The sequence below is a fragment of the Roseateles albus genome (assembly GCF_028595345.1).
GTDB lineage: Bacteria > Pseudomonadota > Gammaproteobacteria > Burkholderiales > Burkholderiaceae_C > Paucibacter_A > Paucibacter_A albus.
The window spans coordinates 37,790-61,508 of sequence record NZ_JAQQXT010000016.1; the positions used below are offsets into that span (position 1 = coordinate 37,790).

At 59.7% G+C, this 23,719-nt stretch carries 21 protein-coding genes and 3 tRNA genes; 13 read left to right on the forward strand and 11 right to left on the reverse strand.

The features are described 5' to 3' along the window. Positions 1–4: 4 nt before the first annotated feature. Positions 5–1,270: a transcription termination factor Rho gene (gene rho / locus PRZ03_RS20575; RefSeq protein ID WP_263535371.1), complete on the reverse strand. Its 1,266-nt coding sequence runs from the start codon at positions 1,268–1,270 to the stop codon at positions 5–7. Between the two features lie 266 nt (positions 1,271–1,536). Further along, positions 1,537–1,866 (reverse strand): thioredoxin TrxA, encoded by a 330-nt coding sequence (gene trxA / locus PRZ03_RS20580; RefSeq protein WP_263535372.1) that lies wholly within the window; start codon positions 1,864–1,866, stop codon positions 1,537–1,539. A gap of 245 nt (positions 1,867–2,111) precedes the next feature. Between trxA and PRZ03_RS20585 the strand changes: the two genes are divergently transcribed. The 4 genes from PRZ03_RS20585 (at position 2,112) to PRZ03_RS20600 (ending at position 4,706) form a co-directional block, all read left to right on the forward strand. Further along, positions 2,112–2,188, forward strand: a tRNA-Pro gene (locus PRZ03_RS20585). Positions 2,189–2,287: 99 nt separating this feature from the next. After that, a tRNA-Pro gene (locus tag PRZ03_RS20590) sits at positions 2,288–2,364 on the forward strand. A 186-nt stretch (positions 2,365–2,550) separates the two neighbouring features. Continuing rightward, positions 2,551–4,536 (forward strand): OPT family oligopeptide transporter, encoded by a 1,986-nt coding sequence (locus PRZ03_RS20595; protein WP_273602049.1) that lies wholly within the window; start codon positions 2,551–2,553, stop codon positions 4,534–4,536. A 93-nt stretch (positions 4,537–4,629) separates the two neighbouring features. Then, positions 4,630–4,706: transfer RNA gene (locus PRZ03_RS20600), tRNA-Arg, on the forward strand. Positions 4,707–4,869: 163 nt separating this feature from the next. Here the strand turns inward: PRZ03_RS20600 and PRZ03_RS20605 are convergent. Then, positions 4,870–5,562 (reverse strand): glutathione binding-like protein, encoded by a 693-nt coding sequence (locus PRZ03_RS20605; protein ID WP_263535374.1) that lies wholly within the window; start codon positions 5,560–5,562, stop codon positions 4,870–4,872. 66 nt (positions 5,563–5,628) lie between these two features. On the opposite strand from PRZ03_RS20605, the gene PRZ03_RS20610 reads away from it, so the two are divergent. After that, positions 5,629–6,372, forward strand: a complete 744-nt coding sequence (locus PRZ03_RS20610) for a hypothetical protein (RefSeq protein WP_263535375.1) — start codon at positions 5,629–5,631, stop codon at positions 6,370–6,372. Here the strand turns inward: PRZ03_RS20610 and PRZ03_RS20615 are convergent. Then, positions 6,363–7,457: a phosphotransferase family protein gene (locus tag PRZ03_RS20615; protein ID WP_273602050.1), complete on the reverse strand. Its 1,095-nt coding sequence runs from the start codon at positions 7,455–7,457 to the stop codon at positions 6,363–6,365. The genes PRZ03_RS20610 and PRZ03_RS20615 overlap by 10 nt on opposite strands. A gap of 40 nt (positions 7,458–7,497) precedes the next feature. Beyond that, positions 7,498–8,202: a Crp/Fnr family transcriptional regulator gene (locus PRZ03_RS20620; protein WP_263535377.1), complete on the reverse strand. Its 705-nt coding sequence runs from the start codon at positions 8,200–8,202 to the stop codon at positions 7,498–7,500. Between the two features lie 260 nt (positions 8,203–8,462). Here PRZ03_RS20620 and PRZ03_RS20625 point away from each other — a divergent pair, with 260 nt between their 5' ends. Then, entirely contained in the window at positions 8,463–10,682 is a 2,220-nt protein-coding gene (locus PRZ03_RS20625; RefSeq protein WP_273602051.1) for a type IV pilus assembly protein FimV, read from the forward strand. On the opposite strand, the gene PRZ03_RS20630 is transcribed toward PRZ03_RS20625, so the two are convergent. Genes PRZ03_RS20630 through lptF form a run of 5 tightly spaced genes read right to left on the reverse strand, consistent with a single transcriptional unit; the run spans position 10,683 to position 15,475 of the window. Next, positions 10,683–11,858, reverse strand: a complete 1,176-nt coding sequence (locus PRZ03_RS20630) for a pyridoxal phosphate-dependent aminotransferase (protein ID WP_273602052.1) — start codon at positions 11,856–11,858, stop codon at positions 10,683–10,685. Between the two features lie 20 nt (positions 11,859–11,878). Further along, positions 11,879–12,823 carry a CysB family HTH-type transcriptional regulator gene (locus tag PRZ03_RS20635; protein WP_273602053.1) on the reverse strand — a complete coding sequence of 315 codons (945 nt, stop codon included), beginning with the start codon at positions 12,821–12,823 and terminating at the stop codon, positions 11,879–11,881. After that, positions 12,820–13,218 carry a sirohydrochlorin chelatase gene (locus tag PRZ03_RS20640; RefSeq protein WP_263535381.1) on the reverse strand — a complete coding sequence of 133 codons (399 nt, stop codon included), beginning with the start codon at positions 13,216–13,218 and terminating at the stop codon, positions 12,820–12,822. The genes PRZ03_RS20635 and PRZ03_RS20640 overlap by 4 nt, the downstream gene beginning before the upstream one ends. 14 nt (positions 13,219–13,232) lie before the next feature. Next, positions 13,233–14,378 carry an LPS export ABC transporter permease LptG gene (gene lptG, locus PRZ03_RS20645; protein ID WP_263535382.1) on the reverse strand — a complete coding sequence of 382 codons (1,146 nt, stop codon included), beginning with the start codon at positions 14,376–14,378 and terminating at the stop codon, positions 13,233–13,235. Next, a complete protein-coding gene (gene lptF / locus PRZ03_RS20650; RefSeq protein WP_273602054.1) occupies positions 14,375–15,475 on the reverse strand; it encodes an LPS export ABC transporter permease LptF in 1,101 nt (366 codons plus the stop codon). The genes lptG and lptF overlap by 4 nt, the downstream gene beginning before the upstream one ends. A gap of 28 nt (positions 15,476–15,503) precedes the next feature. Between lptF and PRZ03_RS20655 the strand changes: the two genes are divergently transcribed. The 4 genes from PRZ03_RS20655 to PRZ03_RS20670 all read left to right on the forward strand — a co-directional run bounded on the left by PRZ03_RS20655 (position 15,504) and on the right by PRZ03_RS20670 (position 19,072). After that, entirely contained in the window at positions 15,504–16,973 is a 1,470-nt protein-coding gene (locus PRZ03_RS20655) for a leucyl aminopeptidase (RefSeq protein ID WP_273602055.1), read from the forward strand. A gap of 31 nt (positions 16,974–17,004) precedes the next feature. Next, complete coding sequence (locus PRZ03_RS20660; protein WP_273602056.1) at positions 17,005–17,436, forward strand: DNA polymerase III subunit chi; 432 nt, start codon at positions 17,005–17,007, stop codon at positions 17,434–17,436. Continuing rightward, positions 17,433–17,714 carry a hypothetical protein gene (locus PRZ03_RS20665; protein ID WP_273602057.1) on the forward strand — a complete coding sequence of 94 codons (282 nt, stop codon included), beginning with the start codon at positions 17,433–17,435 and terminating at the stop codon, positions 17,712–17,714. Before PRZ03_RS20660 ends, PRZ03_RS20665 begins: the two co-directional genes overlap by 4 nt. A 209-nt stretch (positions 17,715–17,923) precedes the next feature. Then, positions 17,924–19,072 (forward strand): branched-chain amino acid ABC transporter substrate-binding protein, encoded by a 1,149-nt coding sequence (locus PRZ03_RS20670; protein WP_273602058.1) that lies wholly within the window; start codon positions 17,924–17,926, stop codon positions 19,070–19,072. 236 nt (positions 19,073–19,308) lie between these two features. On the opposite strand, the gene PRZ03_RS20675 is transcribed toward PRZ03_RS20670, so the two are convergent. Then, on the reverse strand, positions 19,309–19,560 hold the full coding sequence (locus PRZ03_RS20675) for an acyl carrier protein (protein WP_263535388.1): 252 nt from the start codon (positions 19,558–19,560) through the stop codon (positions 19,309–19,311). 259 nt (positions 19,561–19,819) lie between these two features. On the opposite strand from PRZ03_RS20675, the gene PRZ03_RS20680 reads away from it, so the two are divergent. The 3 genes from PRZ03_RS20680 (at position 19,820) to PRZ03_RS20690 (ending at position 23,703) form a co-directional block, all read left to right on the forward strand. Next, complete coding sequence (locus PRZ03_RS20680) at positions 19,820–21,421, forward strand: acyl-CoA ligase (AMP-forming), exosortase A system-associated (protein WP_273602059.1); 1,602 nt, start codon at positions 19,820–19,822, stop codon at positions 21,419–21,421. A 23-nt stretch (positions 21,422–21,444) separates the two neighbouring features. Continuing rightward, entirely contained in the window at positions 21,445–22,698 is a 1,254-nt protein-coding gene (locus PRZ03_RS20685) for a pyridoxal-dependent decarboxylase, exosortase A system-associated (protein WP_273602060.1), read from the forward strand. A 108-nt stretch (positions 22,699–22,806) separates the two neighbouring features. Then, positions 22,807–23,703 carry a LysR family transcriptional regulator gene (locus tag PRZ03_RS20690; protein WP_273602061.1) on the forward strand — a complete coding sequence of 299 codons (897 nt, stop codon included), beginning with the start codon at positions 22,807–22,809 and terminating at the stop codon, positions 23,701–23,703. Positions 23,704–23,719 lie beyond the last annotated feature (16 nt).

Below are 23,719 nucleotides of genomic sequence, written 5' to 3' on the forward strand. Positions count from 1 at the left end.
CGACTTAACCGCCTCGACGCATCATGTCGAAGAAGTCCAAGTTGTTCTTGGTGGATTTCATCTTGTCGAGCACGAACTCCATCGCCTCGATCTCGTCCATGTTGTAGAGCAGCTTGCGCAGGATCCAGCTCTTTTGCAGGATCTCGGGCTTGAGCAGCAACTCTTCGCGGCGGGTGCCGGATTTGTTGATCAGGATCGAAGGGTAGACGCGCTTCTCGGCCATGCGGCGATCCAGATGGATCTCGCAATTACCGGTGCCCTTGAACTCTTCGTAGATCACCTCATCCATGCGGCTGCCGGTGTCAATCAATGCGGTGCCGATGATGGTCAGCGAGCCGCCTTCTTCGACCTTGCGGGCTGCGCCGAAGAAGCGCTTGGGGCGCTGCAGGGCGTTGGCGTCGACGCCGCCCGTCAACACCTTGCCGGACGAGGGCAGGACGTTGTTGTAGGCGCGAGCAAGGCGTGTGATCGAGTCCAGCAGGATGATCACGTCCTTTTTCAATTCGACCAGACGTTTAGCGCGCTCAATCACCATCTCAGCCACTTGCACATGGCGGGCGGCCGGCTCATCAAAAGTGGAGCTGATCACTTCACCGCGCACGGTGCGAATCATCTCGGTCACTTCTTCCGGGCGCTCGTCCACCAGCAGCACGATCAGATGAGACTCGGGATGATTGGCCACCAGCGCATGCGCGATGCTCTTCATCATCTCAGTCTTGCCGGTCTTGGGCTGGGCAACGATCAAGGCGCGCTGGCCTTTGCCGATTGGCGCGATCAAGTCAATGATGCGGCCGGTGACGTTCTCTTCGCCCTTGAAGTTGTCACGCTCAAGCTTGAACTGCTCTCTGGGGAACAGGGGTGTCAAGTTTTCGAACATGATCTTGTGCTTGCTTTCCTCGGGCGTCAACTCATTGACGCGGTCAACCTTGACCAGGGCAAAGTAGCGCTCGCCGTCTTTGGGTACGCGTACTTCACCTTCGATCATGTCGCCGGTGTGGAGGTTGAAGCGGCGGATCTGGCTTGGGCTCAGGTAGATGTCATCGGTCGATGCCATATAGCTGTCGTCGATCGAGCGCAGAAAGCCGAAGCCGTCCGGCAGGACCTCCAAAACGCCGTCGCCGAACACTTGTTCGCCGCCTTTGGCGCGCTTTTTCATGATCGCAAACATCAACTCCTGCTTGCGCATGCGGGCGACGTTGTCGATCTCCAGCGCCTCGCCCATCTTGATGAGTTCGGAGACGTGAAGCGCTTTCAGTTCGGAAAGATGCATGGGTGAGAACCCGGTAGGTCGTCAAAGGTCCTGCCAAGGACCGGGGACAGATACTGCGACAGCCAGTCGACCGCTGATGCGTGGCGACGCCGCTGTTGCCACGGGTGTGGCGGGCGGTGTCGTTGAACAGATAAGGATGCGGGAGCTTGGGCGCCGAGTCCACGCTTCAGAATCACCGTGGTGACATGAGCGTGTTGGCAATTTGGCTGTTGCTGAGTGCCGAAAACTCGGTTGAGTTGCGGCACGCAACAACAAGCTGACGATGATTATAGGTTAGCGTCGAGGAAGGCTGTCAATTGAGCCTTGGACAGCGCGCCAACTTTCGTGGCGGCTAACTGGCCGTCCTTGAACAGCATCAGGGTCGGAATGCCGCGAATGCCGAACTTGGCGGGCACATCGCGATTCTCATCGACGTTCATTTTGGTGACTTGAAGGCGGTCGCCGTAGTCTTTGGATACTTCATCCAAGATAGGGGCGATGGCCTTGCAAGGGCCGCACCATTCGGCCCAATAGTCGACCAGCACGGGCTTGCCGGCTTGGATCACATCGGCGTCAAAAGATGCATCGGAAATATGTTTGATCAGGTCGCTGCTCATGAATTGTCCTTGGGCTAGCCGGTTTGTGTTGCCGGCGTCGCGCTTTCGTGGCTGGTATGGGTGCCAGTTGATTTTGGCACAAAGCGGTGCGGCCCTTGGATTGCCAAACTTTGACGTCAATCGACGGCGCCAAAAAAACTTGAGCAATCCACAGGCACACCGATGCGCAAATTGCAGCGCTTTTCGAAATTTCAAGAAATATCTTGCGGACCCTTCAAAAAGCAGGCTAGAATAGTCGTCTTAGTCGGGGCGTAGCGCAGCCTGGTAGCGCATCTGCTTTGGGAGCAGAGGGTCGTGAGTTCGAATCCCACCGCCCCGACCAAGAACAAATTTGAAAGACTTATAGTTCTCGAACTAGAAAGTTTTAAAGAAATTGAATGGCCTGTCACAGTTTTACTGCGGCAGGTTTTTTAATCTCAGTCGGGGCGTAGCGCAGCCTGGTAGCGCATCTGCTTTGGGAGCAGAGGGTCGTGAGTTCGAATCCCACCGCCCCGACCATCAATGAATTGAACAACCCGTTGCAAGCTGGCTTGCAACGGGTTTTTTCATTTCAGAAGCGAAATAAGTTTTCGCGGTTCGATCCGGATGAGCCCTGGGTATCCTCGGCTTTCTCTGGCTAAGCAGGGCGGACAAAATCCGCAGTTCTGGGCGGCACCCCGCCCGCAACCATTTTCCTTTTTCCTCATGGCTATCCAACAACTGACCGACGAGCAGATACGCACCTGGACCCGGGCGCAAAAAGACGAGTGGTGGTTCACAAATGTCTACCGCGGCAGCATGCCGCAGCTGACGCTGCGAGCAGCCTTGACCGGTTTTTTACTTGGCGCCGTATTGGCCGCGACCTCGCTCTATATCGGCGGTAAAACCGGCATCGGTATCGGCGTGGGGCTGACCTCGGTGATTTTGTCCTTCGCGCTGTTTCGGGCGCTGCATGCCGCAGGCCTGGCCGAGGATTACACGATTCTGGAAAACAACTGCACCCAGTCGATCGCCACGGCGGCCGGCTATGTGGTGGCACCGCTGTATTCCAGCCTGGCCGCCTATATGTTGATCACCGGCCGCATCATCCCGTGGTGGCAGATGATGATCTGGATGGTGGTGATCTCCATCCTCGGTGTTTTAGTTGCCTTTCCAATGAAGCGGCGCTTCATCAACGAGGAACAACTGCCTTTCCCCGAAGGCCGGGCCAGCGGTGTTGTGCTTGATTCTCTTTACACCGGCGACGCCGCTGAAGGTGTCTATAAGGCCCGCTTGCTGGGCGTGGTTGCCGGCGGCACGGCGCTCTATCAGGCCATCGTCAGCGACGGTTGGATGAAGCTTTTGCAGTTCAAAGTTCTGCGCATGGATAAATGGGCGGGCATGACCGAGCCCTGGCATTTGCATGAGCGACTGGATACCTACTACTACCAGGCCGCAGCCAAGATGGACTGGTGGATTCCCAAGATCATGGGCGTCGATTTCCGTATGCTGGGGCTTCGCTTCACAATGGACGCGGCCATGTTGGGTGTCGGCGGTTTGATGGGTATCGCGGTGGCCACCAGTTGCATGCTGGGCTCCTTTATCAACTTCGTGGTCTTGGCGCCCATCATGATCAATGCTGGCGAGATCGTGCAGCGCATTTCGCCGACCGGAGCGGTGGTCCCGATTTCGCGCGCCGAGATTGTCAATCAATGGTCACTCTGGTGGGGTGTGACGATGATGGTGACAGGCTCCATCGTCAGCTTGCTGGCCAAGCCTGAACTCTTTACGAGTATGTTCAAGAAGAAGGACAAGGCAGCTGCCGCCGCGCAGGGGCCTGATGTGTTGGCTGGCATTGAAGTGCCGCTGTGGATTTCCTATGTCGGCGTGCCGATTTTTGGCTTCTTGGGCGCCTGGGTGACGCATGTGTTCTTCGGCGTACCGATGTTCTTGGCCTTGGTCTCTTTGCCGTTGATCTTTGTGCTGACCATCATCTGCACCAATGCGATGGCCTTGACCTCGTGGACGCCGACAGGCGCGCTGTCCAAGATCACCCAATTCACCATGGGCGCAATCGACCGTACGAACCCCGCCAGCAACCTGCTGCCGGCCGGCATGACGTCCGAGATTGCTTCCAATGCCGCCAACCTGCTGTCAGACATCAAGCCTGGCTATATGTTGGGCGGCAAGCCTCGGCATCAGGCGTTTGGCCATGTCATCGGTATTCTGGCTGGCGTGATGGCTTGCGTGCCGCTGTACTTCTTGCTGTTCTTGCCGGCCGACGCAAACGGCGTCAGGTCAGCGGCGACCTTGGTCTCCGAGCAGTTTGCAATGCCGGGCGCATTGCAGTGGAAGGGCGTGGCCGAGTTGATCGCCAAGGGCGTGCAGGGTTTGCCGGCGTCGGCCTTGGTGGCGATGTTTGTAGCCTTCGTCAGCGCGGTGGCGATTGAGATCATGCGTATCGTCAGCAAGGGCCGCTTCCCTCTGTCCTCGGTGTCGATTGGCTTGGGTGTGGTGCTGCCGCCTGAATCGGTCTTTGCAATGTGGTTGGGTGCCTTGCTGTTCTGGTACATGGGCCGCAAGCACAAGGCTCCCGGCACACCGGGCCATCGCCTCTGGGTCGATGGCTGCGAGCCGATTTGCGCCGGCCTGATTTCGGGCGCAGCCCTGATGGGCATTGGCAATGCGATCGTCAATGTGTTGTTGAACTGAGTCGCTGCTGGGCGGCAAAGGGCATGAGTTGGCAGCAAGTGCTGCCGGCTCATGTCACAATCGCGGCCCCATTGAGCTTCAAACAGTTCATTTCCGACCATAGCTCAACCGGATAGAGCACCCGCCTTCTAAGCGGGCGGTTGCAGGTTCGATTCCTGCTGGTCGGACCATCTGGGCACACCTCTTTGGCGCGCGTCGCTGCCAATGCGAGTTTCCTGTCTACTGCTGTGGCATGACTTCGAGTTCAACCGGCGTGTGTTGGAGCTTCTCCAACCGGCGGCGCTGGGTCAAGCGATGGCGTAAGAATCAACGCCACAACTGATGCAGCTGGGCTCAGTGTTTCTGGTACTGCGTGTCACCGAACAGGTTTTCGCGTGCGCGTTCGTCTGTCAGCGATTTGCGCTTTTCCGACAGTACGGCCAAGCCTCGCTGAACGGCGGGGCGAGCGGCGATTTCGTCAAACCAGCCTTTCAGATGCGGGTAGTCGCTGAGCTCCACACCCTGGTTCTTCCATGAGCGTAGCCAGGGGAAGACGGCGATATCGGCAATGCTGTAGGTGCGCCCGCCGAGATAGGTGGAGCTCGCCAAGCGCGTGTTCATCACTTTGTAAAGACGCCGTGCTTCACTGCTGTAGCGTTCAATCGCGTAGTTGATTTTTTCGGGTGCGTAGATGCGAAAGTGGTGGGCCTGCCCGAGCATGGGGCCGACCCCGCCCACCTGGAACATCAACCACTGCAACACCTCGTATTTGCCCGCCGTGTCATGGGCCAAGAACTGCCCCGTCTTGCCGGCCAAATAAAGCAAAATGGCGCCGGACTCAAACAGCGATATGGGTTTGCCGTCTGGTCCGGCGGGGTCGGTCAGCGCAGGAATCTTGTTATTTGGACTGATGGAGAGGAATTTATGTTCGAATTGGGCGCCGCTACCTATGTCCACAGGGATCACCCGGTAGGGCAAACCGCATTCTTCCAACATGATGTGAACTTTGTGGCCGTTAGGCGTAGGCCATGAATACACTTCGATCATTTTGTTCTCCACCGGTCAAAGGAGGCGCGGCATGTGTCTTCACCGTTCAGTGCATTGTCCTAGCTCATGTTTTTTAAGCAAGTAAAACACTGGTTTGTTGTGCGAGCGAATGCGGCTCGCTGGCGGTCTATCCATGATTGGGCCGAAGGGCGCAATGCGCAGTTTCGGATTTCCAGGGACGGCCGCGGCTTCCTGATTGAGCAGCCCAAGGCTTTGCCTGGCAGTCTGCGCATCGAGTGGGGGCCGTCGCAGCGCGCCTACATCGAGGGCAACGAGTTGCGCATTCGCTGTGAATTGCGCTTGCATGGCGATCTGCAGATGATGGTGCTTTGTCGCAACCTGATGGACAAGCTGGAGTCTGCGGTGTTCGAGGCCTACACCGACACATTGAAGACCCGTGTGGATACCGACACGCCTGAAGAAATGCGCTGGTTGGTCATGTTTCCAAAATTCGGTCAAATCAGCTCCAAGCTGGTCCGCCAGCGCTTTGGCGCCGTGGGCGTCAACAAGGAATTGGTGGGCGCATGGCTAGAGGGCGATTTGAGCGAGGTCTTGGCGCAAGCAAGCCAGGACCTGCTGCCCGAGGGTCAGCCTTTTGTGCTGATGACGATGCGTGGCAATGCCTATTTGCGCACGGCGATGGCCGAGCCGACCTTGCCGCAGATCCAGGGCCTTGTGAAGCTGCTGGAGCTGGCCTGCCGGGAGTTGCTGCGGGTCAATGAAAGGCTCACCGACCGTGGGCCCTGGCCCACGACCACCTCGATTGCCTGGCAAAGCTCGCGCCCCGACGAGGATCCGGCTCAGGCCTGATCGGCTTGACGCTGCGCGAAGGTCCAGGCCAGGTCGGCCAGCGGTCTGGCGCCGGCGCCAGCGGCTTGGGCCTGTGCACTGGACGCCGTGCCGGTGCTGACGCGTTTGGCAATGCCTTGCAAAATAGCGGCGATGCGGAACAAGTTATAGGCCAGATAGAAATTCCAGTCGCGCTGCAATTGCTCAAGGTCACTGCGGCCGCAGCGCTCGCAGTAGCGGCGCAAATAGTCGGGCTCGAAGGGAATGCCCAGTGCCGCCAAATCCAGGCCGGCAAGCCCCCGCGCCGCCGATGAGCTGTGGATATGCCAGGTCATGCAGTGATAGCTGAAGTCAGCCAGGGGGTGTCCCAAGGTTGACAATTCCCAATCCAGAACGGCGACCACGCGCGCTTGTTCGGGGTGAAAAACCAAATTGTCTAACCTGAAGTCCCCATGGACGATGGACACTTCAGAGGGGTCCAGTGCTGAGGCGGGGATATTGGCCGGCAGCCAAGCCATCAAGCGGTCCATCGCTTCGATCGGCGCGGTGTTGACGGTCAAGGAAGCCAGATACTGCTTGCTCCAGCGTCCGATTTGCCGCTCGAAGTAGTTGCCGGGCTTGCCGTAGTTGCCCAGCCCAATGGCCTGAGGGTTGATGCGGTGCAGGGCCGCGATGACGCGGTTCATCTCCGCGTAAATGGCTGAACGTTCAGGAGCACTCATGCCCGGCAGCGCCGGATCCCACAGAACCCGGCCAGGGATGAACTCCATGATGTAGAAAGCGCGGCCGATGACGGACTCGTCTTCGCACAAAGCCAGCATTTGCGGTACCGGCACTTCACTGCCGGCAAGTGCCGACATCACCATGAATTCACGCTCGATCGCATGGGCCGATGGCAATAGCTTGGCCACCGCTGCCGGCTTGGAGCGCATCACATAGGCCCGGCCGGACGTGTTCAGCTTGTAAGTGGGGTTGGATTGCCCGCCCTTGAACTGCTCAATGCTCAAGGGGCCGGCAAAGCCGCTCAAATGCTTGCCAAGCCACAGCGCCAAGGCGTCGCTGTCTATCGCTTGCGAAGGGGCTTTTGTTCCGGTGAAGGCTTCCATGAGTCTCTTTAAAGTTGCAAGTCGTTGTATGTCATTTGGCTTAGCGGTTGGCAATCGCCAAGAGCTTCTCCCGACTTAGCACCACCAAGCGCGTGGGCTCGACGCGCACAGCGCCGTCTCGCTCCAGCGCCTTGAGTTCCTGATTGACCCGCTGGCGCGAGGCACCCAAGAGTTGCGCCAAGTCTTCTTGCGCCAACTGCAAGCCGATGCGTATCTCCTCGCCTTGGCGCACCCCATAGGAGCGCGCCAGCAGCAAGATCTGCTTGGCCAAGCGCGAGGCCAGGGGCAGGGTATTGAGGTCTTCCACCGCATTGAACATCAGCCGCAAGCGGCGGCAGTTCAGGCGCAACAGAGCCTCGTAAAGCTCGGTGTGGCGCTGCAGCAGTTCTCTGAAATCCGGCTTGCGCACGATCAGCAAGGTGGTGTCGCCATGCGTCGTTGCGTCGTGGGTGCGCGGCATTCCGTCGAATAAAGAGATATCGCCAAACCATGTTCCGGGCTCTACATAAGTCAAAGATACCTGCTTGCCCGCCAAAGACACCGAGCTGATCCGCACAGCGCCCTTGGCGACTCCCACCCATTCCTCGGCGGCCTCGCCTCTGCAAGACAATAAGACGTCATCGCCCAAGCGGCGCACCGTGGCGCGCGACAAAATGTCCTCGCGCAAGGGCTCCGACAGTTTGGAAAACCAAGAACCGGCGTCGATTTCGCTGCGTTCGCTGAGTGTAAGAACCGTGCTATTCATACTGAGTCGCTGAAGTGACAACAGGGTATTGCCTGCCTTGCTTTCGATTGTCCATGAGTGCGGCGCCGCCGATTCAAGAGCGCGCGCGGGTGCGTCGGCAATGCGCCCCGTCAATTGGGCAGCCAAGCGGCCTTGTTTGCCGCCGCTGATCCTGCGAGCACATATACAACGCCGAGCTAGATGGCCGGATTGATGCGTGGTCAGCCATGCTAGAGTCAGCCGAAATAACATTGGCCCCTGGCATGGACCGAGATAACGCAGTGCCCCCCACTCATTTACGCGGCGCCGCTTGGCGCATTTGCTCGCTCAGCGCCTTGGCATTGGCCCTCATGGCTCAGCTTGGCAATGCGCAAGCCTTGGGGCTGGGCCGTCCACAAGTTCTTTCGGTGCTGGGTCAACCCTTGGTCTTGTCGTTCCCGCTGAGTTTGCGGGCCGGTGAGTCCTTGTCCATGGACTGCGTATCGGCCGAAGTCATGGCAGGTGGCGCGAAGCTGCCTGCCAACAAGGTCGGCGTTCGCCTGGAGGGTGAAAGCGAGACCAGTTTGCGGGCGATTCGAGTTCTCAGCTCGGTGCCGATTGAGGAGGCGATTCTGAGTGTCACCTTGAGCCTTGGATGCCCGGCCCGGTTGACGCGTCAGTTCAGTGCCTTGATGGACCCGCCGAGCGCGCAAGACGGCGCTTCGCCCGAGCCGCATACGAGCGGCGAAAGCCCGCGCGTTTTGTCACCGGCCTTGCGGGCTGCATTGGCCACCACAGACGCCAAACCGAAAGAGCTGCTGGGGGCGAATTTGTCGGATGCCATCGGGCAAGAGCGTCTGACTGCCGCCAAGCCTGCGCCTGCCGGGGGTAGCAAGGCGCAGGGCAAGGCAGGCTCGAAGAGCAGCGCGACTGAATCGGCCGCAAAGTCTGTTGTTAAGCAGTCCGATGCTTTGCCAGAATCGGCGCCGCCAAGCGCCGCAAGCCGCTCGCAAACGACAAAAGCTGCGCCAACTGCAAAGACAGAGAAGACTTCGGTTGCGAGCTTGACCGAGCCGAAGCTGCGTTTGGAAGCCTTTGATCCGAATTCCGCCGCCGCGAACAATTCGGCCGCCGCTGCTTCTGCGGCAGAGGCTGCCCTGGCGCGCTTGCAGAAGGTCGAGTCGGGCCTGCTTGGCTTGCAATCGGAGTATCGCGGTGATGCGCTGAAGCTGAACGCTATGCGGCAAGGTCTCGAGCCGGGGGCGGCGCCAACGCCCGCTAATGCCTTCAGTCCTTTGACATGGGTCTTGGGGGCGCTCGCGCTGCTGCTCAGCCTTGCCACAGCTTATCTGTGGCGCAAGCAGTCTCAACATCAAACGGGTGGCGACAGCAATTGGTGGGGGCATGCGCCCGAAGTCGCTGAGTCTCATGCAGGAAGCTCAAGTGATTCGCGGCCGTCGGGCGAAGCGCAGAACGTGGAGCTAGCGCAGCCACTCAAGGCGGAGCAACTGAACGCCGAAACAGGGGCCGCTGCGCCGCCGATTGCTGCGCCGCAAGAGCAGACGATTGCATTGCCTCATAGCGTCGGCGCCGAATATGCGCCCATTCCGAACACCATGCCGGCCGAGTTGCCCGACAAAGAGTTGTCCAGCTTGGCGCGATTCTCTCAGTTGATGGCCGCCGAGCCCAATCATGAGCCGCTGAGCGTGCAGTTTATTGATCCGTCCGACAGCATTGCCGCCGCATTCGGCGGGGTGGGCGCGGAGGGCACAGCTAAGACTCAGGCAGCCACAGACCAGCACCTGGTCAGCGTTGAAGAGTTGATCGACCTGGAGCAGCAGGTCGATTTCTTCTTGGTCTTGGGGCAGGACGAGGCCGCTGTCGACTTGCTGCATGGCCAACTGAGGCAGGGTGCAGACGGTGCCAATCACTCGGCATTGCCCTATCTGAAGCTGATGGAGATTTGCCAGCAGCGCGGAGACGCGCTGGCCTTTGCCGATATCGCGGGCCGCTACGCCCTTGAGTTCAATACTTCGCCACCAGCCTGGGATGTGAATTTGGAGTTAGGGCAGGGGCTTGAAGCCTATCCCGCCGTGATCAGCAGCCTGCAGTCACGTTGGTCCGACAGTGGTGCCAGCATGGTGGCGCTGCAGAAATTGCTGTCGTCCAGAGACGGGCGATCGGCGAGCTTTGATTTGCCGGCTTTGCGCGATCTTTTGTTGCTCTACAGCGTTGCGCGCGACCGCTCGGAGCATGAGGTGCGCGGCGAAGAAATTGATCTGTTTTTGCCCCTGGAGACCGACTTCCAGGCCGGCCATCCAACTGGTTTTGATCTGATGGCTACCATGGTTTGGCAGGGCAAGCCCGGCACGGGCTCGGACGCTGGCGGATCAGGGGGTAGTAGCGGCGCCGCGCCCCTGGCCAGGGACGTGGACATCGGCGTGGACATCTTGCTCGATGATGATGTGAACGCCGTTGTGCCTAGCAGCACTGCGCCAAGCATTGGCTCGGGCAAGTTCTGATCAGAGTTGCTGCAGCAGCGCCAGGGCCTGCTGCAGGGTTTCGTCCCGTTTGGCGAAGCAAAATCTGATGATGGTCTGGCTGTCGCCTTCCGAATAAAAGGCCGACATCGGGATCGCCGCGACGCCCAGTTCCCGGATGAGCCACTCGCAAGCACTTTGACCCGGCATGTCACCCAGCCGTGCGACAGCACGGTAATCCACAGACTGAAAGTAGCTGCCTTCGCAGGGCAGCAGCCGCAGATTCGAGCCAGCTAAACCGGCTCGAAACAAATCGCGCTTGCGCTGGTAGAAGGCTGGCAGCTGCAGATAGGGCTGCGGGTCTTGCAGGTAGGCTGCCAGCCCGTATTGCATCGGCGTATTGACCGTGAACACGTTGTACTGATGGACCTTGCGGAACTCGTGCATCAAGCTTTTGGGGGCCAGCACATAACCGATCTTCCAACCGGTGACATGAAATGTTTTGCCAAAGCTGCTGACGATGAAGCTGCGGGCCTGCAACTCGGGGTGGGACGCGACGCTCAGGTGCTGGGCGCCGTCATACACCATATGTTCATAGACCTCGTCGCTGAGCACCAGCACCTCGGTGCCACGCAAGGTGTCTGCCAAGGCTTGCATTTCCTGCGCCGACCAAACGGTGGCGCTGGGGTTGTGCGGCGTATTGATGATCAACACTCGCGTGCGCGGCGTGATGGCAGCGGCCAGGCGCTCAAAGTCGGGGCGAAAGGTTCCAGGCGTCAAGGGTACTCGCACCGCCACGCCACCGGCCAGCTCGATATTGGGCAGGTAGCTGTCGTAGCAGGGTTCCAACACGATGACCTCGTCCCCTGGGTGAACGATGCTCAGCAAAACCGTCAGGATCGCTTGTGTGGCGCCGGCCGTGATGGTGATTTCGTCTTCGACGCCATAGCTGTGGCCATACATTGCTGCCACCTTGGCTGCGACGGCCTGCCGCAGCAAGAGAACACCGGGCATCGGCGGATACTGGTTGTGATGGGCCCGCATCGCTGCGTTGACCGCATCCAGCAAGGCGGGGTCGCCATCAAAATCGGGGAAGCCTTGCCCCAGATTGACGGCCCCATGTGCTTGGGCCAGGGCCGACATGGTGCTGAAGATGGTGGTGCCGACGCGAGGCAGGCGGCTGCGCAGTTGCGGTGCTAGGGGCGTGAACTTGCTCATCTGGGCAGGGGGGCTTCAGCTCAAAGACTGTAATCGGTGGTGTCGCCGCTCATCGCTCGCTCCAGCAGGTGTCGGTTCAGCCGGTCGGACAGCAGTTCGGCAAAGCTGTAGACATAGTTGCGCAGATAGGCGCCGCGCTTGAAGGCGATGCGGGTGACGTTTTGGCCAAACAAATGCCCCAGCGGGCGCGCGACCAGATCGCCCCCAGGCGGGTCTTCGCGCACCGCCATCTCGGCCACGATGCCTATGCCCATCCCTAAGCGAACATAGGTTTTGATGACATCGGAGTCGATCGCTTCGAGCACAAAATTGGGGTGCAAATTGCGCGCCGCAAAGGCTTTGTCGATGCGGGTGCGGCCGGTGAAACTGGGGTGATAGGACACGATGGGTTCACTGGCCAACTGCTCAAGCGTTGGCCGCTCGACCTGCGCCAGCGGATGGCCAGTCGGGACGACCAAGACATGCTGCCACTCGTAGCAGGGCAGGCTGACCAGCTCCTCGATGTGGGCGAGCGATTCGGTCGCCAAGCCCACATCGGCGCTGTCGTCCAGCAGCATGCGCACGACTTGGTCGGGCGTGCCCTGATGCAGGCTGATGCGCACCAAGGGCAGTTGGCGGCGCAGTTGCGCCACCGGCCCTGGCAACACATAGCGGGCTTGCGTATGGGTGGTGGCGATCGAGAGCGTGCCGCTGTCTTGCTTGGAGAATTCCTCGCCGATGCGTTTCAGATTGCCGACCTCGCGCATGATGATCTCGATCGCGGCCAGCACTTGCTGGCCGGGTTCGGTGATGCGGCGCAGGCGTTTGCCGTGGCGCGAGAAGATGTCGATGCCCAGCTCTTCTTCCAACTCCAGAATCGCTTTTGAAACGCCGGGCTGGGACGTGAACAAGGCCTTGGCGGTCTCGGTCAGGTTGAGATTGCGCCGCGCCGCTTCCTGTACAAAGCGGAATTGATGCAGATTCATGGTCTTGCGTCGGGGCTGCCGGCAGGTCCGTCCAGCCAGGCAAGGCTGGCCTCGGTCATTGCCTGTACCACCGTCTCTTGATCGCCCAAAGCCGGGTGCAGCAGCCATTCGACCGCAGGTCCGCAGGTTTCGCGCAAGCGCTCAAGCAGCGGCGGGATATCGCGCCGCACATGGCCGCCGGTGCCGAGAAACATGGGCACGATGTGGATGCGCCGGCAGCCCATAGCAACCAACTCGTGGGCGGCGGTTTCCAGCTCGGGCTGCATGAATTCCAGAAACGCCAAGCGCATGGCCAGCTGGGGCCGGCGCAGCGCAATTCGTTTGCTGACTTCATGGAAAGGCCTTGCCCAATCGGGGTCGCGCGCGCCATGGGCAAACAGGAGTAAGCCGTCCATCGTGTGTGTTTCTTTCAGCGGTAACGCACCAGCCAGCCAAAGGCGGCCAGCGAGAGGGCGAGGTAGAACAAGCTTGGGCCGGTCGCAACCAGCCAGGGAACCCAGTTTTGCAAGATGCCGACATGGCCTGCGACGTTGTTGAGCAAGACAAAACTGATGCCCAGCATGATGCCGCCAAAAACCTTCAGGCTGATGCCCCCGGCACGACCATGGAGATAGGCAAAGGGCAGCGCCAAAGCGACCATCACAAAGCAGGCAAAAGGATAGATGGCCTTGCGCCAAAACTGAATCTTGTGGACTTGAGCTGACTGCTCCTGGGCCGACAGATGTTGGGTGTAGCGGTAGAGCTCCAAGGTTGACATAGAGGCGGCGGGCAAGACCGCCGCAGCGATCACGCCGGCATGCAGCGAGCTCTTCCAGTTCAGCTCGGCCAACTTGGTTTCCCGCACCACCCGCAGCGTTTCCTTGTCGCCCACAGATGCCGGGGAATTCACCTTGTCGCTGACACTGACCCATTCGGTTTGCGTCACGTCCGACAAGCGCCAAAACCCTTTGGCATCCACCATGGCATGGCTTGCGGCCAAGCGTGCAACCAGACCACCGGCATGATCAAACTCGAAAATTCGCACGCCTTGCAAGCGGCCCGATGCATCCGCTTGGCTGACATTGATCGAGAAACTGCGCTCTTGGCCATCAATCAGTTGATGGTCTTTGAGCCAGGCGCCGCGCCGGGTCTGTTCGGCGGCGCCGACGAATCGAGCTCGCATGGTATCTGCCTGCAAGTCGAAATAGGGCACGGCCAAATCACCCACCAAAAATGTCAGGGCCGCAAAGGCCGCTGCCAGATAGGCCAGCAAGCCAAGTGCTCGGCCTGGCCCCAAGCCGCCGGTGCGCAGAATCGTGAATTCGCTGGACTGCGCCATGCCAGCCAGGGAGTAAATGCTGCCTATCAACACGGCAATCGGGAACAACTGGTAGAAGTGCCCCGGAATGTCCATCAAGGCCAACAAGGCTGCTTTGAAGGCGCCGGCTTCGACGCGGCGCATATTGTCGAGTTCGTCGATAAAGTCGATGAAGAAGAACAGCGACAAGAAGGCCAGGGACACAAAAAACACCGAGCCGACGATGTCGCGGTAAAGCAAACGGCGCACCGTCTTCATGCGCGGGCTCCGACCGGCTTGCGCCAAGTGAAATGGATGCGGTTACCTTGGTCGCGCAGCCACAGCAGCGTCAGGGCCAGCAAAAAGATGCCGCCGTGAACCGACACCAGGGCCACAGCCATGCTGGTGCGCGCATTGCTGACCCAGCCTTGGCTCAAGCCGACCAGGTTGAAATAGACCACAAAGCTCAGCAGCGCAAACAGCAGGTTCCAGTTGTTTGGGCGGCGAGGGTTGGTGGCGGCCAAGCCCAAACCCAGCAGCACCATATTGAAGCAAGCCAGGCACATGCCAATCCGCCAAGTCAGCTCGCCGTCATTGGCCGGCGAGGGCGCACGCAAGAGATCCAGCGTGGGCGTTGCCTTGGGTTTCAATTGGTCTGCGCTGCGCAGCACTTGGCTGTCCGCAAGAATCCGGTACTGCTCAAACTTTGCCCGCGTTCGCTCGCCCGTCACGGCATTGGCTTCATTGCGTTGACCTTGGTTCAGCACCAAAAAGCGGTCGGTGTCGGTCAACTCGATATGCCCCCGGGCGGCGGTGGTGACGGACTCGGTTTTCTCTTTGCTGGACAAGATGAAGACATTGCGCCCCGTGCGCTCATCCTTGGCGTCGCGTTCGATGAAAAACACACTGCTGCCGTCTCGCGAGGACTGGAATTGGCCAGGAGCCACGCGCGAGAGGTCACTGCGTTTTTGGTATTGATCGCGCAGCTGTGCGCTGTTTTGATTGCCCCAGGGCCAGATGATCAACTCCAGAACAATCACCAACAACAAGATCGGCAAGCTCATGCCCAGCACCGGCTTGACGAAGCGGCTCAGGCCGATACCGCTGGAGAACCAGATCGTCATTTCCGACTCCCGGTACATCCGGCCCAAGGTCGCCACCACCGCAATGAAGAGCGACAAGGTCAGCATGGTGGGCAGATGAGCCAAGGAGGCGTAGGCCATCAGCAACATCACATCTTGCGGGGCGACATTGCCGCCGGCGGCTTGACCCAGGGTGCGAATCAACATCATCGTCAGCACGATGGTGAGGATGACCACAAAGGTAACACCGAAGCTGCGGGTGAGTTCTGAGCGTACTGAGGAATCGAATAACATCCGGGCACTTTATCTATTCGGCGACATTATGGACTTTCGTACACAGACTGCGTCCTTCGACGCATTGGCCGGCACCAACGCAGATGCCTTGATCGTACTGATAGCCGGTGAGGCGCTGCCTACCGACTTGGATGCTGGCCTGGCCTCGCTCGCTGCGGATGCGCTGAAGCTGGGTGACTTTGAACTCAAGGCCGGCAAGTCGATTGCTTTGCAGCGCCCGGCAGGCGTGAAGGCACCGCGCCTGGTGTTTGCCGCCGCCGGCAAGCCAACTCTGAAGGCCGCCCGTGCCGCCTTGCAACTCGGCCTGGCGCAACTGAAAGGGCGCGGCGCCGTGCATGCCGCTGTTGCCTTTGTTGGCTTCGACGCCATGACGGAAAGCCTGGCCGAGCAGTTTGTCTTGGCCGCCAGTGACTCGCTCTATACCTACCGGCACACCAAGCCCAGCGCACCTGAAGCGGGCAAGCTGGCAAAGCTGACCTTGCTGACGAATAAGGCCGATGCGGCCGCGCCCAAGGCCGCCAAAGCCGGTATGGCACGTGGTCAGGCGATTGGTGCCGGCATTGAGTTGGCGCGTGAATGCGCCAATCGCCCTGGCAATTACGCCACGCCGACCTACCTCGGTGAGCAGGTCAAGGCCTTGGGTCGCACTCATGGATTGAAGGTCGAAGTGTTGGACAAGAAAGCGGTCGAGAAGCTCGGCATGGGCTCCTTCTTGTCGGTGGCGCAAGGCTCGGATGAGCCGCTTCGTTTCATCGTGGCGCGCTACGACGGTGCGGCGAAAACGCAGGCGCCGGTGGTGTTGGTCGGCAAGGGCATTACCTTTGATTCGGGCGGTATTTCCCTGAAGCCTGGCGCCGAAATGGACGAGATGAAGTTTGATATGGGTGGCGCCGCCAGCGTCATTGGTGCCTTGCGCGCTGTTGCCGAACTCAAGCCCAAGCTCAACTTGGTGGCCATCATCGCTGCTTGTGAAAACATGCCCAGTGGCCGGGCACTCAAGCCGGGCGATGTGGTTACCTCAATGTCGGGTCAGACCATCGAGATTCTGAATACCGATGCGGAAGGGCGTTTGGTGCTCTGCGATGCCTTAACTTATGCCGAGCGCTTCAAGCCTGCGGTGGTGGTGGATGTGGCGACGCTGACCGGCGCTTGCGTGATCGCTTTGGGCGGTGTGCGTAGCGGCATGTATGCAAGCGATGACGAACTGGCAGCGTCCTTGTCAGCGGCTGGCGAGGCCGCCTTGGACCCTTGCTGGCGCATGCCTTTGGATGACGAGTACGAAGAAGGCCTGAAGAGCAACTTCGCCGATGTGGCCAATGTGGGCTCGCGTGCCGGCGGCTCCATCACGGCGGCCAAATTCTTGCAGCGTTTTGCGAGCAAGTACCGCTGGGGTCATTTGGACATCGCCGGCACCGCCTGGAAGGGCGGCGCGGCCAAAGGCGGCACCGGCCGGCCGGTTGGTTTGTTGACGCACTTTGTGCTGTCGCAAGTGCGCTGAGAGTCGATCATTTGTTGATTCGGTTCAAGCCATGACTCAGGTGAGTTTTTATACCGGTGTGCCTGAGCGACTGGCCTATGTTTGCCGACTGCTGCGCAAAGCGCAGCAGTCGGGCTCACGGGTCGGTGTGTGCGGCCCTGCAGCCCTGTTGAAACGCTTGGACGCCGCTCTTTGGGCGTTTGAGCCGGCTGAATTTGTGCCTCATCTGGACTTGTCTGCAGGTGTTGCAGACTCGTTGCTGATTGCCGCGACGCCAATCCAATTGCATGAGCAAGCCTTGGCGTTTGCTCATCGGGAAGTTCTATTGAACTTGGGTGCCGAGGTGGCCGAGGGCTTTGATCAGTTCCAGCGCGTCTTGGAGGTCGTCTCTCAAGACGAGGGGCAAGTTCAGGCGGGGCGGCGGCGCTTTAAACACTATGAAGCGCTGGGACTGAACATCAGCCACCACAAGGTGCCTGCTTGAGCCCGGTGCTTCCCTTGCTGCGGCAAGTGCCGACCCTGACCGAGGTGTTGGAAGAGACCAGTCTGGGGGCGCTGCCCGCGCAGGGGTTTGGGCAAGGGCTTGATCTAGAGTTGGAGGCTCCGGCAGAGCTCATGCCGGGCTGCGTCGAAAGCGATGCAGAGCAACGCAAGCAAGCGATTCTTGCCCTGGTGGACAAGGCCATCGAAGAGTTTCGCACCGAGCTCTTGTCGCGGCTGGAGCCTTTGCTTGACCAAGGCTCGGCAAGACAGTCGGATTGAAGTGCTGAGTGAACTTGGAATTACGCCCTCGTCAATACGCTCTTTTAAAGCGGCTGTTTCACTCTGACGACAACTAGCCACAACGCCGGCAGGAAGTCTTCGGTTTCCCATGGTTTCCCCATATAGGTTGAGGCAGTTTTTGGGGTATGTTCTTCCAGTTGAGAATTCAACGGCAAAAAGCTCTTCTTCTTCCTATCCGGAGGTAATTCATGCAAGTTAAGTTGAACGTTGTTGTGGGCGCCGTGGCGCTGCTGCTGAGTGGCGCTGCCATGTCCCAAGAGGTGCTGGTCGTCAAGATCGGCCACGTTGGTCCAACCAGCGGCGCTATCGCGCATCTGGGCAAGGACAATGAGTTGGGCGCCCGTATGGCGATTGCTGAACTGAACGCCAAGGGCGTGATGATTGGCGGTAAGAAGGCCAAGTTTGAACTGCTGGCAGAAGACGACGCTGGTGATCCAAAGCAAGGCACTGCAGCCGCCCAAAAGCTGGTCGACTCCAAGGTTCAGGGCGTCATCGGTCACCTGAACTCGGGTACATCGATTCCTGCTTCCAAGGTCTACAGCGATGCAGGCATTCCGCAGATCTCTCCATCGGCTACTAACCCCAAGTTCACTCGCAACGGCTACAAGACCACCTTCCGTGTGGTGGCTGACGATGTGCACCTGGGCGGCACTTTGGGCAAATATGCAGTGAAAGAGCTGAAAGGCCAGTCGATCGCAGTGATCGATGACCGTACGGCTTACGGCCAAGGCGTGGCCGACGAGTTCGAAAAGGGCGTGAAGGCCGCTGGCGGCAAGATCGCTGGACGCGAATTTACCAACGACAAGGCAACGGATTTCACCGCCATCCTGACCTCGCTGAAGGCTAAAAAGCCTGACGTGATTTTCTTCGGCGGCATGGACGCCGTGGCCGGCCCGATGTTGCGTCAAATGAAGCAGTTGGGCATTGATGCCAAGTTCGTTGGCGGTGATGGCATTTGCTCGGGCGAGTTGCCAAAGCTGTCTGCTGGCACGATGGCTGACAGCCAGGTCTACTGCGCTGAAGCCGGTGGTGTCGAGGCCGGCGAAGGTCAGAAGATCGCCGAAGCCTTCAAGGCGAAGTTCAAGGAACAGTACAAGGTTGACGTGCAGATCTACGCACCTTATGTCTATGACGCCGTCAATGTGATGGCAGCTGCCATGGTCAAGGCTGGTTCTTCCGACCCAGCCAAGTATCTGCCTGTGTTGGCCAAGACCGACGGTTACAAGGGCGTGACGGGTACGATTTCCTTTGACCCCAAGGGCGACATCAAGAATGGCGCTTTGACCATGTACACCTACAAGGGTGGTGCTAAGTCGCAAATCGCCGTCGTGCGTTAATCAGCCGGCAAATATTTCCGTTGATTCGAGTTTCCTGCGGGCTGCAAAGCTCGCAGGTCTTAAAAGCCCGCAGCCTCGCAACTGCGGGCTTTTTCCTTTTCTCCACAAGCTCAGCTGAGGTCTGCGAAAGCGAGGGCGTCTGACAGTCCTGAAGCCATGCGCCTGCGCGCTGAGCCACCAGGTCCGATGGGCAGAGTTGTTGATAAAAGGAAAATCTTTGGTGCTAGGATTTGAGGTCAAGCCGCGAGCTTGGCGTCAATAAAGTCCGTCAGTGAACCCACGGTGGCAAAGGTCGAGCCATCGATTTCGCCGTCGTCGACGGTGATGCCGAGCTTTTCTTCCAGGCTGATGAGCAAACTGACCACGGCCATTGAGTCGAGCTCAGGGATGGCGCCAAGCAAGTGAGTGTCGCGGTCAAAACCGGCGCTACGGCCGGCCAAGCTCAGGACTTCGTCCAAAATCCTCAATACTTGCTGCTGCGTATCCATAGTGTTCGAAATCCAGATAACCGGGGCCCGCCCGCCCAAAGGGTATGCAGGCGAAACAAGGGGCAATGGGGCAGGTTGGGCCTTAAGCCGGTCCTGGCCTGTTGAAAGGTTGCGCATCTTAGCCGCTGCGCTAGCGCCCGGACTTCCATGACAGTCTTGATCATCTGCAAGGGCCTCACCTGCCTTCTCACTTGTCCGGCGACTTGTCACTGCAAATCGGTGTGCGATACTTTTTTGGCGCCCCACCATATTTCACAACTTGACTGAATCGAACTGCCTGAACGAGCTTTTGTCCTGCGCTGCGGAGCGGTTTGCTGATGCGTCGGCGCTGGTTTATGGGCAAAAGCATCAAACATATGCGGAACTCGCTATGGAGGCCGCTGCATTTGCCGCAGGCTTGATGGCTTTGGGTGTGCAGCGCGGGGAGCGAGTCGCCATCTACCTGGAAAAGCGCTTCGAGACGGTGATCGCCAGTTTTGGCGCACCGGCTGCAGGCGCGGTGTTTGTGCCGCTGAACCCCTTGCTGAAGGCCGAGCAGGTGAGCTTCATCCTGCAGGACTGCGCAGTGCGTGTGCTGCTGACCTCGCCTGAGCGCTATGCCTTGTTGGGCGAGGCTTTGAAAACCTGCCCGGCCTTGCGCCATGTGGTCTTGACCGATAGTGCACAACAGCCCCAAGCAGGGCCGGGCCATAGCCAGCATGTCTGGCCCGACATGCTGGCGGCGCCTGCGCGAGCCGGCCACCGTGTCATCGACACCGATATGGCCGCCATTCTTTACACCTCGGGCTCTACGGGACGACCTAAGGGCGTGGTATTGTCACATCGCAATATGGTGGCCGGCGCAAAGAGTGTTGCTTCCTATCTGGACAACAGGCCCTCAGACACCTTGCTGGCCGCCTTGCCCTTGTCCTTTGACGCCGGCTTCAGCCAATTGACCACTGCCTTTCACAGTGGCGCGCGGGTTGTACTGCTGAACTATCTGATGCCGCGTGATGTGTTGAAGGCGATGGAGCGCGAAAAGGTCACCGGTCTGACCGCCGTGCCGCCGCTTTATATCCAGCTGGCGCAATTGGAGTGGCCCGCCGCCATCAATGAAAACCTGCGCTACTTTGCCAATACCGGCGGGCGTATGCCGCGAGAAACGCTGGATCAGCTGCGCGCTCGTGTGCCGGCGGCTAAGCCCTTTCTGATGTACGGGCTGACCGAGGCCTTTCGCTCGACCTATTTGCCGCCCGAGGAAGTCGATCGCCGGCCCGATTCAATCGGCAAGGCTGTCCCCAATGCCGAGATCCTGGTGCTGCGCGAAGACGGCAGTCTCTGTGACGCCGAAGAGCCGGGCGAACTGGTCCATAGGGGCGCCTTGGTCGCCATGGGCTACTGGAACGATGCTGAAAAGACGGCCGAGCGCTACAAGCTGCTACCGGCCGGTGCTCCGGGTCGGCAGGCCGGGTTGCCATTGCCAGAGTACGCGGTGTTCTCCGGCGATACGGTGCGACGGGACGCCGAAGGTTATCTGTACTTCATTGGTCGGCGCGACGAGATGATGAAGACCTCAGGCTACCGCGTTAGCCCAACGGAAGTGGAAGAGGTTCTTTATGCCAGCAAGCTGGTCGGTGAATGCGTCGCCTTTGGCGTTGATCACCCGACCTTGGGCCAAGTGATTCAGGTGATCGTCACACCACCCAGTGGTGTAGCCGAGCTGGACCTGGCGGCCCTTCAAGCGGCATGCCGCCAGCATATGCCGGCCTATATGGTGCCGGCCGGCATTGAGGTGCAGGCCGGACCATTGCCGCGCAACCCTAATGGCAAGATCGATCGCAAGCTGCTGTCTGCCGATTGGGTAGAGCGCCACCTCGCCTGAGTACTTGAGAGATACCCGAAGCCATGTCTGATGCAGTTGCAGTGAAGCGCGCTCCGATCCACGCGCCGATGTCGCAGTTTCAAGTTGAAGCAAGCGGCGAACTATTGGTGGGCGGCCAGAAGTTGTCCGTGCTGGCCGAGCGGGTCGGCCAAACGCCGTTCTTCGCCTATGACCGCGAGCTATTGCGGGCCCGTGTGGCGCAGTTGCGCAAGGCATTGCCGGCGCAGGTGAAGCTGCATTTTGCGATGAAGGCCAACCCGATGCCGGCGGTGGTCGGTTTGATGGCGGGCTTGCTCGACGGTATCGATGTGGCCTCGGCCGGTGAGCTGAAGGTGGCCTTGGACGCCGGCGCCGACCCGGCCGAGATCAGTTTTGCCGGCCCCGGAAAGCGGGATGTCGAGTTGCGCCAGTCGGTCGCAGCGGGCGTTCTGATCAATGTGGAATCAAGCCGTGAGTTGCCGGTCTTGGCCGAGGCTTCGGCGCGCTTAGGGCTACCCGCACGCGTGGCGATCCGCGTCAACCCGGACTTTGAGCTGAAGGGCTCGGGCATGAAGATGGGCGGCGGCCCCAAGCAGTTCGGCATCGATACCGAGCAAATGCCCGAATTGCTGGCCGAAGTGGGTCGCCTTGGCCTGGCCTTTGAAGGCTTCCATTTGTTCGCGGGCTCCCAAAATCTTCGGCCCGAATCGATTTGCGAGGCGCAGCAGAAGTCCTATGAGTTGGCTCTGCGTTTGGCGGCGCTGGCGCCGTCGCCGGTCAAGTTCTTGAATCTGGGTGGCGGCTTCGGTATTCCTTATTTCCCTGGCGAGCAGCCGCTGGATCTGGCGCCGATCTCGGCTAATCTGCAGGCCTTGGTGGCACGCGCCGCGACTGAGCTGCCCGAGGCCTCGCTGGTCATTGAGCTAGGGCGTTACTTGGTCGGCGAGGCGGGCATTTACGTCACGCGCATCGTCGACCGGAAAACTTCTCGCGGTCAGGTCTATCTGGTCACCGACGGTGGTTTGAATCACCACTTGGCGGCCTCTGGCAACTTCGGCCAGGTGATTCGCAAAAACTACCCCGTGACGATAGGCAACAAGGCCGGCAGCCTCGAGCGCGGCCTGGTGTCGGTGGTCGGGCCGCTGTGCACGCCCTTGGATTTATTGGCCGACCGGATGGATTTGCCGGCGGCCGAAATCGGCGATTTGGTGGTGGTGTTTCAGTCCGGCGCTTATGGCCGCAGTGCTAGCCCCGAGGGCTTTTTGGGGCATCCGGCCAGTATTGAGGTTTTGGTCTAAGTCAAGTCTCGTCGAACAGCTTCATTAACGCGTGATTTCGTGTATTGCGAAGACTGAATTGAAAATTCAAGTCAATTGGGTTTGATTGCGAAGGGTTAAAGTCGAGCCATGCGGCTTGACCTCATCTCCCTCAACCTTGTGCTCGCGATTGAGCAAACGCGCTCGATCACGCGTGGTGCACAGCAGGAGAACTTGGCGTTGGCGGCGGCGAGCAAGCGGGTGTCGGATCTTGAGGCCAGGCTTGGCGTGCAACTGTTCGAGCGACGCTCACGCGGCGTCGAGCCGACCGAAGCCTGCCGGGCGCTGGTGCGCCACATCCGCTCGCTGCACGCCTCGCTGCACGCGCTGGAGAGCGAGGTGGTGGAGTTTGCGCGCGGCATCAAGGGCCATTTGCGCATCGCAGCCAATAGCGGTGCGATTGCCGAATGTCTGCCGCCCGATCTGGCTGCGTTCAGCCAGGCACACTCGCAGATTCGTATCAGCCTGGAGGATTTGACCAGCGCCGAGGTGCAAGCGGCGGTGGCCGAGGGGCGCGCCGATGTCGGCGTCTTCACCAGCCCCTTGCTGGACAACCGCCTGCAGACCTGGCCCTACCGCAGCAGCCGCTTGGGCGTGTTGATCCCGAAGCGGCACGCCTTGGCCGGCCGCGCCTCGGTCAGTTTCAAAGATCTGCTGGATTTCGACCTGGTCGGCTTGCATGCCGGCGCGTCGGCGCAACAGTTGATGCGCGAGCAAGCGTTGCTGCTGGGCCGCACGCTCAATGCGCGCCTGGCCGTGCGCGGCTTCGACGCGATCGCCCAGTTGGTCGAAGCCGGCCTGGGCGTGGCGGTCTTGCCGGCCGTGCCGGCGGAGCGCTTTTCGCGCGTCTTTGAGGTCAGTCTGCTGACGCTGGATGAGCCCTGGGCCGAACGTGAATATTGCTTGGGCGTGGCCGCCCAAGAACGGCTGCCCGCCGTGGTGCAGCATTTTGTTGATGCGCTGTGCCCGCAGAAAATCGAGAACTGAAAGAAAGAAAAGGAAA

What these genes read in the sequence shown, in the direction of transcription:
- PRZ03_RS20655 (WP_273602055.1), top strand. Translation starts at nt 15,504, where the DNA reads ATGGACTTTCGTACACAGACTGCGTCCTTCGACGCATTGGCCGGCACC.
- PRZ03_RS20675 (WP_263535388.1), bottom strand. Translation starts at nt 19,560, where the DNA reads ATGGATACGCAGCAGCAAGTATTGAGGATTTTGGACGAAGTCCTGAGC.
- PRZ03_RS20630 (WP_273602052.1), bottom strand. Translation starts at nt 11,858, where the DNA reads ATGAGCAAGTTCACGCCCCTAGCACCGCAACTGCGCAGCCGCCTGCCT.
- PRZ03_RS20660 (WP_273602056.1), top strand. Translation starts at nt 17,005, where the DNA reads ATGACTCAGGTGAGTTTTTATACCGGTGTGCCTGAGCGACTGGCCTAT.
- PRZ03_RS20620 (WP_263535377.1), bottom strand. Translation starts at nt 8,202, where the DNA reads ATGAATAGCACGGTTCTTACACTCAGCGAACGCAGCGAAATCGACGCC.
- PRZ03_RS20615 (WP_273602050.1), bottom strand. Translation starts at nt 7,457, where the DNA reads ATGGAAGCCTTCACCGGAACAAAAGCCCCTTCGCAAGCGATAGACAGC.
- trxA (WP_263535372.1), bottom strand. Translation starts at nt 1,866, where the DNA reads ATGAGCAGCGACCTGATCAAACATATTTCCGATGCATCTTTTGACGCC.
- PRZ03_RS20685 (WP_273602060.1), top strand. Translation starts at nt 21,445, where the DNA reads ATGTCTGATGCAGTTGCAGTGAAGCGCGCTCCGATCCACGCGCCGATG.
- PRZ03_RS20605 (WP_263535374.1), bottom strand. Translation starts at nt 5,562, where the DNA reads ATGATCGAAGTGTATTCATGGCCTACGCCTAACGGCCACAAAGTTCAC.
- lptF (WP_273602054.1), bottom strand. Translation starts at nt 15,475, where the DNA reads ATGTTATTCGATTCCTCAGTACGCTCAGAACTCACCCGCAGCTTCGGT.
- PRZ03_RS20595 (WP_273602049.1), top strand. Translation starts at nt 2,551, where the DNA reads ATGGCTATCCAACAACTGACCGACGAGCAGATACGCACCTGGACCCGG.
- PRZ03_RS20635 (WP_273602053.1), bottom strand. Translation starts at nt 12,823, where the DNA reads ATGAATCTGCATCAATTCCGCTTTGTACAGGAAGCGGCGCGGCGCAAT.
- PRZ03_RS20610 (WP_263535375.1), top strand. Translation starts at nt 5,629, where the DNA reads ATGTTTTTTAAGCAAGTAAAACACTGGTTTGTTGTGCGAGCGAATGCG.
- lptG (WP_263535382.1), bottom strand. Translation starts at nt 14,378, where the DNA reads ATGAAGACGGTGCGCCGTTTGCTTTACCGCGACATCGTCGGCTCGGTG.
- PRZ03_RS20690 (WP_273602061.1), top strand. Translation starts at nt 22,807, where the DNA reads ATGCGGCTTGACCTCATCTCCCTCAACCTTGTGCTCGCGATTGAGCAA.
- rho (WP_263535371.1), bottom strand. Translation starts at nt 1,270, where the DNA reads ATGCATCTTTCCGAACTGAAAGCGCTTCACGTCTCCGAACTCATCAAG.
- PRZ03_RS20640 (WP_263535381.1), bottom strand. Translation starts at nt 13,218, where the DNA reads ATGGACGGCTTACTCCTGTTTGCCCATGGCGCGCGCGACCCCGATTGG.
- PRZ03_RS20670 (WP_273602058.1), top strand. Translation starts at nt 17,924, where the DNA reads ATGCAAGTTAAGTTGAACGTTGTTGTGGGCGCCGTGGCGCTGCTGCTG.